At 67.5% G+C, this 11,510-nt stretch carries 6 protein-coding genes; all 6 read left to right on the top strand.

Features of this window, described 5'->3' with window-relative positions:
- Positions 1-13: 13 nt before the first annotated feature.
- The 6 genes from rpoB to fusA all read left to right on the top strand — a co-directional run bounded on the left by rpoB (position 14) and on the right by fusA (position 11,507).
- Positions 14-3,499 (top strand): DNA-directed RNA polymerase subunit beta, encoded by a 3,486-nt coding sequence (gene rpoB, locus FB474_RS14920; protein ID WP_141789361.1) that lies wholly within the window; start codon positions 14-16, stop codon positions 3,497-3,499.
- A gap of 146 nt (positions 3,500-3,645) precedes the next feature.
- Entirely contained in the window at positions 3,646-7,533 is a 3,888-nt protein-coding gene (locus FB474_RS14915) for a DNA-directed RNA polymerase subunit beta' (protein ID WP_141789360.1), read from the top strand.
- A gap of 141 nt (positions 7,534-7,674) precedes the next feature.
- Positions 7,675-8,070, top strand: a complete 396-nt coding sequence (locus tag FB474_RS14910) for a PadR family transcriptional regulator (RefSeq protein ID WP_221632550.1) — start codon at positions 7,675-7,677, stop codon at positions 8,068-8,070.
- Positions 8,071-8,438: 368 nt separating this feature from the next.
- Positions 8,439-8,813 (top strand): 30S ribosomal protein S12, encoded by a 375-nt coding sequence (rpsL, locus tag FB474_RS14905; protein WP_141789359.1) that lies wholly within the window; start codon positions 8,439-8,441, stop codon positions 8,811-8,813.
- Positions 8,813-9,283: a 30S ribosomal protein S7 gene (gene rpsG / locus FB474_RS14900; RefSeq protein ID WP_141789358.1), complete on the top strand. Its 471-nt coding sequence runs from the start codon at positions 8,813-8,815 to the stop codon at positions 9,281-9,283. Before rpsL ends, rpsG begins: the two co-directional genes overlap by 1 nt.
- A gap of 121 nt (positions 9,284-9,404) precedes the next feature.
- Entirely contained in the window at positions 9,405-11,507 is a 2,103-nt protein-coding gene (fusA, locus tag FB474_RS14895; protein ID WP_141789357.1) for an elongation factor G, read from the top strand.
- Positions 11,508-11,510: the final 3 nt, after the last annotated feature.

The following is an 11,510-nucleotide window of genomic DNA, read 5'->3' as shown; positions in this document are numbered from 1 at the left end:
GGAAGGACCATCCTTGGCTGCCTCGCGCAACGCGACCCAGACTGTGTCCACTGCTCGTACGGCTTCCGGCCGTCTCTCTTTCGCGAAGATCCGCGAACCCCTGGAAGTTCCTGACCTGCTCGCCCTCCAGACGGAGAGCTTCGACTGGCTGCTCGGCAACGAGCGCTGGCAGGCTCGCGTGGCGCAGGCCAAGTCCTCCGGTCGGGGAGACGTCCCGGACAAGTCCGGGCTCGAAGAGATCTTCGAGGAGATCTCGCCCATTGAAGACTTCTCCGGCTCCATGTCGCTGAGCTTCCGCGACCACCGCTTCGAGGAGCAGAAGTACTCCATCGAGGAGTGCAAGGAGCGGGACATGACCTACTCCGCGCCGCTCTTCGTCACCGCGGAGTTCATGAACACCACCACCGGTGAGATCAAGAGCCAGACCGTGTTCATGGGCGACTTCCCGCTCATGACCGAGCGCGGCACGTTCGTCATCAACGGCACCGAGCGCGTGGTCGTCTCGCAGCTGGTCCGCAGCCCCGGCGTCTACTTCGAGCGCACCCCCGACAAGACCTCCGACAAGGACGTCTTCACGGCCAAGGTCATCCCCAGCCGTGGTGCCTGGCTCGAGTTCGAGATCGACAAGCGCGACATGGTGGGCGTCCGCGTCGACCGCAAGCGCAAGCAGTCCGTCACGGTCCTGCTGAAGGCCCTCGGCTGGACCGAGGCCCAGATCCTCGAGGAGTTCGGCGACTTCGAGTCGATGCGCCAGACCCTGGAGAAGGACCACACGGCCGGCCAGGACGACGCGCTGCTCGACATCTACCGCAAGCTGCGCCCGGGCGAGCCCCCGACGCGTGAGGCCGCCCAGACGCTGCTGGACAACCTCTACTTCAACCCCAAGCGCTACGACCTGGCCAAGGTCGGTCGCTACAAGATCAACAAGAAGCTCGGTCTCGAGGAGCCGCTCGACGCCTCGGTGCTGTCCATCGAGGACATCGTCGCGACGATCAAGTTCCTCGTCACCCTCCACGCCGGCAACGCGACCATGAAGGGTCACCGCGACGGCAAGGAGGTCGACCTGCGCGTCGAGGTCGACGACATCGACCACTTCGGCAACCGCCGCCTGCGCAACGTCGGCGAGCTCATCCAGAACCAGGTCCGCACGGGTCTGTCCCGCATGGAGCGCGTCGTCCGCGAGCGCATGACCACGCAGGACGTCGAGGCCATCACGCCGCAGACGCTGATCAACATCCGGCCGGTCGTCGCCTCCATCAAGGAGTTCTTCGGCACCAGCCAGCTGTCGCAGTTCATGGACCAGAACAACCCGCTCGCGGGTCTGACCCACAAGCGTCGCCTGTCGGCGCTGGGCCCCGGTGGTCTGTCCCGTGACCGCGCCGGCTTCGAGGTCCGTGACGTCCACTCCTCGCACTACGGCCGCATGTGCCCGATCGAGACCCCTGAGGGTCCGAACATCGGTCTGATCGGCTCGCTCGGCACCTACGGCCGGATCAACGCGTTCGGCTTCGTCGAGACCCCCTACCGCAAGGTGGTCAACGGCCAGGTCACCGACGACGTCGACTACCTGACCGCGGACGAGGAGGACGAGCACGTCATCGCGCAGGCCAACGCGGTGATCGACGCCGAGGGCCGGTTCACCGAGGACCGCGTCCTGGTCCGCACCAAGGGCGGTGAGGTCGAGTTCGTCCCCGGCGACGAGGTCGACTACATGGACGTCTCCGCGCGCCAGATGGTCTCGGCCGCGACCGCGCTGATCCCGTTCCTCGAGCACGACGACGCCAACCGTGCGCTCATGGGCTCGAACATGATGCGTCAGGCGGTGCCGCTGGTCCGCTCCGAGGCGCCGCTGGTCGGCACCGGCATGGAGTTCCGCGCCGCGCTCGACTCCGGTGACGTCGTCCGTGCCGAGAAGGCCGGCGTCGTCCAGGAGGTCTCCGCGGACACGGTCACCGTGGCCAACGACGACGGCACCTACCAGACCTACCGGGTCGCCAAGTTCACCCGCTCCAACCAGGGCACGTCGTACAACCAGCGTGTCGTGGTCGACGAGGGTGCCCGTCTCGAGGCCGGCGGCGTCATCGCCGACGGCCCGGCCACCGACGGTGGCGAGATGGCGCTGGGCAAGAACCTCCTCGTGGCGTTCATGCCGTGGGAGGGCCACAACTACGAGGACGCGATCATCCTCAGCCAGCGCCTGGTGCAGGACGACGTCCTCTCCTCGATCCACATCGAGGAGCACGAGGTCGACGCCCGCGACACCAAGCTGGGCCCGGAGGAGATCACCCGGGACATCCCGAACGTCTCCGAGGAGGTCCTCGCCGACCTCGACGAGCGCGGCATCATCCGCATCGGTGCCGAGGTCCGCGACGGCGACCTGCTGGTCGGCAAGGTCACGCCCAAGGGTGAGACCGAGCTGACCCCGGAGGAGCGCCTGCTGCGCGCCATCTTCGGTGAGAAGGCCCGCGAGGTCCGTGACACCTCCCTGAAGGTCCCCCACGGCGAGACCGGCACGGTCATCGGCGTGAAGGTCTTCGACAAGGAGGAGGGCGACGACCTTCCCCCGGGTGTCAACCAGCTCGTGCGCGTCTACGTCGCGAACAAGCGCAAGATCACCGACGGTGACAAGCTCGCCGGCCGTCACGGCAACAAGGGCGTCATCTCCAAGATCCTGCCGATCGAGGACATGCCGTTCCTCGAGGACGGCACGCCCGTCGACATCGTGCTCAACCCGCTCGGTGTGCCCGGTCGTATGAACGTCGGCCAGATCCTGGAGATCCACCTCGGCTGGGCCGCCTCCCGCGGCTGGAACATCGAGGGCCAGCCCGACTGGGCCAGCCTCATCCCGGAGGACGCGCGCTCGGCCGAGCCGGGCACCCGCGTCGCCTCCCCGGTGTTCGACGGTGCGCGCGAGGAGGAGATCACGGGTCTGCTCGACTCCACCTCCAAGACGCGCGACGGCCAGCGCCTCATCGGCGGCTCCGGCAAGGCGCGGCTGTTCGACGGCCGCTCCGGCGAGCCGTTCCCGGACCCGGTGTCCGTGGGCTACATGTACATCCTGAAGCTCCACCACCTGGTGGACGACAAGATCCACGCCCGCTCCACCGGCCCGTACTCGATGATCACCCAGCAGCCGCTCGGCGGTAAGGCCCAGTTCGGTGGCCAGCGCTTCGGTGAGATGGAGGTGTGGGCCCTCGAGGCCTACGGCGCCGCCTACGCACTGCAGGAGCTCCTGACGATCAAGTCCGACGACGTGCTCGGTCGCGTCAAGGTCTACGAGGCGATCGTCAAGGGCGAGAACATCCCCGAGCCCGGCATCCCGGAGTCCTTCAAGGTCCTCATCAAGGAGATGCAGTCGCTGTGCCTCAACGTCGAGGTGCTCAGCAGCGACGGCACCTCGATCGAGATGAAGGACGCCGACGAGGACGTCTTCCGCGCTGCGGAGGAGCTCGGCATCGACCTGAGCCGGCGCGAGCCGAGCAGCGTCGAAGAGGTCTGACGGTTTGACCGGTATGCCGTGTCGTCGCCTCCCGGGGCTCGCCCCCGGGAGGCAGGCGCACGGCATACCGGCCGGCCAGCAGCCAGATCACTTCCCGATCAGAACCGATCAGACCGCTTAGTTTTCAGAGCGAGAGAAGGACACACGTGCTCGACGTCAACTTCTTCGACGAGTTGCGCATTGGCCTGGCCACGGCGGAGGACATCCGCCAGTGGAGCCACGGCGAGGTGAAGAAGCCCGAGACCATCAACTACCGGACGCTCAAGCCGGAGAAGGACGGTCTCTTCTGCGAGAAGATCTTCGGTCCCACCCGGGACTGGGAGTGCTACTGCGGCAAGTACAAGCGCGTCCGCTTCAAGGGCATCATCTGTGAGCGCTGTGGCGTCGAGGTCACCCGCGCCAAGGTGCGTCGTGAGCGGATGGGCCACATCGAGCTCGCCGCTCCGGTCACCCACATCTGGTACTTCAAGGGCGTGCCCAGCCGCCTGGGCTACCTGCTCGACCTGGCCCCGAAGGACCTCGAGAAGGTCATCTACTTCGCGGCCTACATGATCACCTCGGTCGACACCGAGGCGCGTCACCGCGACCTGCCCTCGCTCGAGGCGCAGATCGAGGTCGAGAAGAAGGAGCACGTCAACCGTCGCGACGCCGACATCGACGCCCGCGCCAAGAAGCTCGAGACCGACCTGGCCGAGCTGGAGGCCGAGGGTGCCAAGGCCGACGTGCGCCGCAAGGTGCGCGAGGGTGCCGAGCGTGAGATGACGCAGATCCGCAAGCGTGCGGACCAGCAGATCGAGCGCCTCGAGCAGGTCTGGGACCGGTTCAAGAACCTCAAGGTCCAGGACCTCGAGGGCGACGAGGTCCTCTACCGCGAGATGCGGGACCGGTTCGGCCTGTACTTCGAGGGCGGCATGGGTGCCGCGGCGATCCAGAAGCGTCTGGAGACCTTCGACCTCGAGGCCGAGGCCGAGCTGCTGCGCGAGATCATCGCCACCGGCAAGGGCCAGAAGAAGACCCGCGCCCTCAAGCGCCTCAAGGTCGTGACCGCCTTCCAGACCACCACCAACAAGCCCATGGGCATGGTGCTGGACTGCGTGCCGGTCATCCCGCCGGACCTGCGTCCGATGGTCCAGCTCGACGGTGGCCGCTTCGCCACCTCCGACCTGAACGACCTGTACCGCCGCGTGATCAACCGCAACAACCGGCTCAAGCGACTGCTCGACCTCGGTGCGCCGGAGATCATCGTCAACAACGAGAAGCGGATGCTCCAGGAGGCCGTGGACTCGCTGTTCGACAACGGCCGTCGCGGCCGCCCGGTCACGGGCCCCGGCAACCGTCCGCTGAAGTCCCTGTCCGACATGCTCAAGGGCAAGCAGGGTCGCTTCCGCCAGAACCTGCTGGGCAAGCGCGTCGACTACTCCGGCCGTTCGGTCATCGTCGTCGGCCCGCAGCTCAAGCTGCACCAGTGCGGCCTGCCCAAGCAGATGGCGCTGGAGCTGTTCAAGCCGTTCGTGATGAAGCGCCTGGTCGACCTCGACCACGCGCAGAACATCAAGTCGGCCAAGCGCATGGTCGAGCGGGCCCGCCCCGTGGTCTGGGACGTCCTCGAAGAGGTCATCACCGAGCACCCGGTCCTGCTGAACCGTGCGCCCACGCTGCACCGCCTCGGCATCCAGGCCTTCGAGCCGCAGCTGGTCGAGGGCAAGGCCATCCAGATCCACCCGCTCGTCTGCTCGGCCTTCAACGCCGACTTCGACGGTGACCAGATGGCCGTGCACGTGCCGCTGTCCGCCGAGGCCCAGGCCGAGGCGCGCATCCTGATGCTCTCGAGCAACAACATCCTCAAGCCGGCCGACGGCCGCCCGGTGACCATGCCCACCCAGGACATGATCATCGGCCTGTTCCACCTCACCACCGAGGTGGAGGACGGCAAGGGCGCCGGGCGGGCGTTCGCCTCCGTGTCCGAGGCCCGCATGGCCTTCGACGCCGGCGAGCTGGAGCTCGGCAGCCGGGTCAAGATCCGGATGGTCGACGTCGTCCCGCCGCTGGGCACCACGCTGCCCGAGGGTGTCGAGGCCTCCGAGGACGGCCGCGTGCCGTCCCTCACGGTCGAGTCCACGCTCGGTCGCGCGCTGTTCAACGACACCCTGCCGCTGGACTACCCCTTCGTCGACGCCCCCGTCGACAAGAAGGCGCTGTCGACCATCGTCAACGACCTCGCCGAGCGTTACTCCAAGGTGCAGGTCGCGGCGTCCCTGGACGCCCTGAAGGAGACCGGTTTCCACTGGGCGACCCGCTCGGGCACGACCGTGTCGATCTCCGACGTGGTCACCCCGCCGCGCAAGGTCGAGATCCTCGAGGGCTACGAGACCAAGGCCGCCAAGGTGCAGACGCAGTACGAGCGCGGTCTGATCACCGACGACGAGCGTCGCCAGGAGCTCATCGAGATCTGGACCCAGGCCACCAACGAGGTCGCCAAGGAGATGGAGGGCAACCTCCCCAAGACCAACCCGATCTTCCGGATGGTCTCCTCGGGTGCCCGTGGTAACTGGATGCAGCTGCGGCAGATCGCCGGTATGCGTGGTCTGGTGTCGAACCCGAAGGGTGACATCATCCCGCGCCCGATCAAGGCGAACTTCCGTGAGGGCCTGTCCGTGCTGGAGTTCTTCATCTCCACGCACGGTGCCCGTAAGGGTCTGGCCGACACCGCGCTGCGTACTGCCGACTCGGGTTACCTGACCCGTCGTCTGGTGGACGTCAGCCAGGACGTCATCATCCGCGAGGACGACTGCGGCACCGACCGTGGCCTGACCATGCCGATCGCGGTCAAGGGCGCCGACGGCACCCTGCGCGAGCACGAGGACGTGGAGACCAGCGTCTACGCCCGCACCCTGGCCGAGGACGTCGTGCACGAGGGGGAGACCCTCGCGCTCGCCGGCATCGACCTCGGTGACGTGGTCATCGACGCGCTGATCGCCGCCGGCGTCGAGGAGGTGGGGGTCCGTTCGGTGCTGACCTGTGACTCCAAGGTCGGCACCTGCGCCGCCTGCTACGGCCGCTCGCTGGCCACCGGCAAGCTGGTCGACATCGGTGAGGCGGTCGGCATCATCGCCGCCCAGTCCATCGGTGAGCCCGGCACCCAGCTGACGATGCGGACCTTCCACACCGGTGGTGTGGCCGGTGACGACATCACGCAGGGTCTGCCCCGTGTGGTCGAGCTGTTCGAGGCCCGCACCCCCAAGGGTGTGGCCCCGATCGCCGAGGCCACCGGCCGGGTCCGCGTGGAGGACACCGACAAGACCCGCCGCATCGTGCTGGTGCCGGACGACGGCTCCGACGAGCACGCCTACCCGGTCAGCAAGCGCTCGCGCCTGCTGGTCGCGGACGGCGACCACGTGGCCGTCGGCACCAAGCTGGTCCAGGGTGCGATCGACCCCAAGCAGGTCCTGCGCATCCTCGGCCCCCGCGCGGTCCAGATGCACCTGGTCGACGAGGTCCAGGCGGTCTACCGCCAGCAGGGTGTGTCGATCCACGACAAGCACATCGAGGTCATCGTCCGCCAGATGCTGCGTCGGGTGACGATCATCGAGGCCGGCGACGCCGAGCTGCTCCCGGGCGAGCTCGCCGAGCGTGGTCGCTTCGAGACCGAGAACCGTCGGGTGCTGGCCGAGGGCGGCAAGACCGCTTCGGGTCGTCCGGAGCTCATGGGCATCACCAAGGCCTCGCTGGCCACGGAGTCCTGGCTCTCGGCGGCGTCCTTCCAGGAGACGACGCGGGTCCTCACGGATGCGGCCATCCAGGCCAAGTCCGACCCGCTGCTCGGCCTCAAGGAGAACGTCATCCTCGGTAAGCTCATCCCCGCCGGCACGGGCCTGCCCCGCTACCGCAACATCAAGGTGGAGCCGACCGAGGAGGCCAAGGCGGCGATGTACGCCATGCCGAGCTACGAGCAGTTCGACTACCCGGCCTTCGGCCCGGGCTCGGGCGAGGCGGTCCGGCTCGACGACGCCACCCTGGGCTTCGACCGCGACTGACCGGGGCGGCATACCGCACCACTGACGAAGGCCGGGACGGACCACGAGGTCCGTCCCGGCCTTCGCCGTTGCCGCAGGTGGCATCGACGGCATCGCCGACTAGTTGGTGCCGCCAGCTAGTGTGTGACACCATCATGCCCTGTGACGGAGCAGCGGGTGGTCAGTGACCGGCAGGCGCAGTGGCTCAGGGGGGTGCTCGACCTGGCCGTCCTCGCCACGTTGGCCACCGACGGCCGCAGCTACGGCTACGCGGTGATGCAGTCGCTGGATGCCGCCGGCATCCACGGGCTCAAGGGCGGCACCGTCTACCCGGTGCTCGGGCGGCTGGAGGCCGACGGCCTGGTCACCAGCGCCTGGGCGGCGGGGGAGAAGGGGCCGGGGCGCAAGTGGTTCACGATCACCCCGGCCGGCCTGGACGCGCTGGCCACGGGGGCGACCGGCTGGGCGGAGTTCGCCGAGGGGGTCAGCGCCGTGCTCTCCGGCACCCGCCGGCGCCGGTCGGTGCGCCGTCAGCGACCTGCCGCACAGCCTGCCTGACCGCATCGGCACCGGCCCGGGACCGCGACCCCGGGACGGCCGTGGTGCGGGGACCGGGGTGGTCGTGCTAACGGATTTGGTCGCTCTCGGGGCAGGCGGTAACCTTGAACACTGTGTCTGGGGTCGCCCGGGCACGCGAGCCTGACCAAGGCCGGTCCGCCTCACCAGCGGCCGGCGCCGAAACAGGTCTCAACCTCTCGCCGGGCAGTCCGCCGCACACCTCGTCCGAGGGTGCGGGCGGGAAGTGCAGGGGGGAGCACCCGGTCCGACACACCCGAGCGCGGGGGTCGGGCAGGGACAACCACAAGGAGCCCGTGGCGCATTCGCGTGCAGCACGGGCGGACAACAAGACGACGTACGGAGACTAGGTGCCTACGATCAACCAGCTGGTCCGGAAGGGCCGCGCGGACAAGGTCACGAAGACCAAGACGCCGGCGCTCAAGGGCAGCCCCCAGCGCCGCGGCGTGTGCACGCGCGTGTACACCACCACCCCGAAGAAGCCGAACTCTGCCCTGCGCAAGGTCGCCCGTGTGCGCCTCACCAGCGGCATCGAGGTCACGGCGTACATCCCGGGTGTGGGCCACAACCTGCAGGAGCACTCCATCGTGCTGGTGCGTGGTGGCCGTGTGAAGGACCTTCCCGGTGTTCGCTACAAGATCGTGCGCGGCTCGCTCGACACCCAGGGTGTCAAGAACCGCAAGCAGGCCCGTAGCCGCTACGGCGCGAAGATGGAGAAGAAGTAATGCCTCGTAAGGGTCCCGCCCCCAAGCGTCCGCTCGTCATCGACCCGGTCTACGGCTCGCCGCTGGTCACCCAGCTGGTCAACAAGATCCTGCTCGACGGCAAGAAGTCCATCGCCGAGACGATCGTCTACGGCGCCCTCGAGGGCTGCCGCCAGAAGACCGGCACCGACCCGGTCGTCACCCTCAAGCGCGCGCTCGACAACGTCAAGCCGACCCTCGAGGTCCGCAGCCGCCGTGTCGGTGGCGCGACCTACCAGGTCCCGGTCGAGGTCCGCGCCGGCCGCTCCACCACGCTGGCTCTTCGCTGGCTGGTCGGCTACTCGCGTCAGCGTCGTGAGAAGACCATGACCGAGCGCCTCATGAACGAGATCCTCGACGCCAGCAACGGCCTCGGTGCCGCGGTCAAGCGTCGCGAGGACACGCACAAGATGGCCGAGTCCAACAAGGCCTTCGCGCACTACCGCTGGTAATCCGGATCCGTCCTGGGCTGCTCCACCCGAGCAGCCCGGGGCGGACACCTGGTGGTCGGAGGTCCGAACCCGGCCCCGAGCACTTCGATACATCCTTCGACACGAGACGAGACAAAGAACCGTGGCACTCGACGTCCTTACGGACCTGACCAAGGTCCGCAACATCGGCATCATGGCCCACATCGATGCCGGCAAGACGACGACGACCGAGCGGATCCTGTTCTACACAGGCATCACGTACAAGATCGGTGAGGTCCACGATGGCGCTGCCACGATGGACTGGATGGAGCAGGAGCAGGAGCGCGGCATCACGATCACGTCGGCCGCGACGACGACCTTCTGGAAGAACAACCAGATCAACATCATCGACACGCCCGGTCACGTCGACTTCACGGTCGAGGTCGAGCGTTCCCTGCGCGTCCTCGACGGCGCCGTTGCCGTCTTCGACGGCAAGGAGGGTGTCGAGCCCCAGTCCGAGACGGTGTGGCGTCAGGCGGACAAGTACAACGTCCCGCGCATCTGCTTCGTCAACAAGATGGACAAGCTCGGTGCGGACTTCTACTTCACCGTCAAGACCATCGTCGAGCGCCTCGGGGCGACTCCGCTGGTCATGCAGCTGCCCATCGGCTCCGAGTCCGACTTCATCGGCGTCGTCGACCTGCTCTCGATGAAGGCCTTCACCTGGCGCGGCGAGACCGCCAAGGGTGAGGACTACGCGATCGAGGACATCCCGGCCGACCTCCAGGAGAAGGCCGACGAGTACCGCCACGAGCTGATCGAGAAGGTCGCCGAGTCCGACGAGGCGCTGCTCGAGAAGTACCTCGGTGGCGAGGAGCTGACCGTCGCCGAGCTCAAGGCCGCCATCCGCAAGATGACGATCGCCGGCGAGATCAACCCGGTCTTCTGTGGCACCGCGTTCAAGAACAAGGGTGTCCAGCCCATGCTCGACGCGGTCGTCGACTTCCTGCCGTCCCCGCTGGACGTGCCCCCGATGCAGGGTCACGCCGTGGGTGACGAGGACAAGGTCATCACCCGCGCCCCGTCCGCCGACGAGCCGTTCTCGGCCCTGGCGTTCAAGGTCGTGAGCCACCCGTTCTTCGGTCGTCTCACCTATGTCCGCGTCTACTCGGGCAAGGTCGCCTCCGGCTCCCCGGTCGTCAACTCGACCAAGGGCAAGAAGGAGCGCGTCGGCAAGCTCTTCCAGATGCACTCCAACAAGGAGAACCCGGTCGAGAACGCGTCCGCCGGCCACATCTACGCGATGATCGGCCTGAAGGACACCACGACCGGTGACACCCTGTGCGACCCGCAGGAGCAGGTCGTCCTGGAGTCGATGACCTTCCCCGAGCCCGTGATCTCCGTGGCCATCGAGCCCAAGACCAAGGGCGACCAGGAGAAGCTCGGCACGGCCATCCAGAAGCTCGCCGAGGAGGACCCGACGTTCCAGGTCCGCCTGGACGAGGAGACCGGCCAGACGATCATCGCCGGCATGGGCGAGCTCCACCTCGACATCCTGGTGGACCGCATGCGCCGCGAGTTCAAGGTCGAGGCCAACGTCGGCAAGCCCCAGGTGGCCTACCGCGAGACCATCCGCCGCACCGTGGACAAGATCGACTACGTCCACAAGAAGCAGACCGGTGGCTCGGGTCAGTACGCCAAGGTGCAGATGGCCTTCGCGCCGCTGGACACCGCCGAGGGCGAGCTCTACGAGTTCGAGAACAAGGTCACCGGTGGCCGTATCCCGCGTGAGTACATCCCCTCCGTGGACCACGGCATCCAGGACGCCATGCAGCTCGGTGTGCTCGCCGGCTACCCGCTGGTCGGCATCAAGGCCACCCTGCTCGATGGCGCCTACCACGACGTCGACTCCTCGGAGATGGCGTTCAAGATCGCCGGCTCGATGGTGCTGAAGGAGGCCGTCCGCAAGGCCGACCCCGTGCTCCTCGAGCCGATGATGGCCGTCGAGGTGCGTACGCCCGAGGACTACATGGGCGACGTCATCGGCGACCTCAACTCCCGCCGTGGCCAGATCCAGGCCATGGAGGACATCAGCGGTGCCAAGGTCGTCCGCGCCCTTGTCCCGCTGTCGGAGATGTTCGGATACGTTGGCGACCTGCGGTCCAAGACCCAGGGTCGTGCGATGTACACGATGCAGTTCGACTCCTACGCCGAGGTTCCCCGGAACGTCGCGGAGGAGATCATCAAGAAAACCCGAGGCGAGTGACGC

Source organism: Oryzihumus leptocrescens (assembly GCF_006716205.1).
Classification (GTDB): Bacteria; Actinomycetota; Actinomycetes; order Actinomycetales; family Dermatophilaceae; genus Oryzihumus; species Oryzihumus leptocrescens.
Note: the sequence above shows the minus strand (reverse complement) of the source record. Positions and strands in the feature narration are given on the sequence as shown.

Coding starts and splice junctions, on each gene's coding strand:
- rpsG (WP_141789358.1), top strand. CDS start 8,813: ATGCCTCGTAAGGGTCCCGCCCCCAAGCGTCCGCTCGTCATCGACCCG.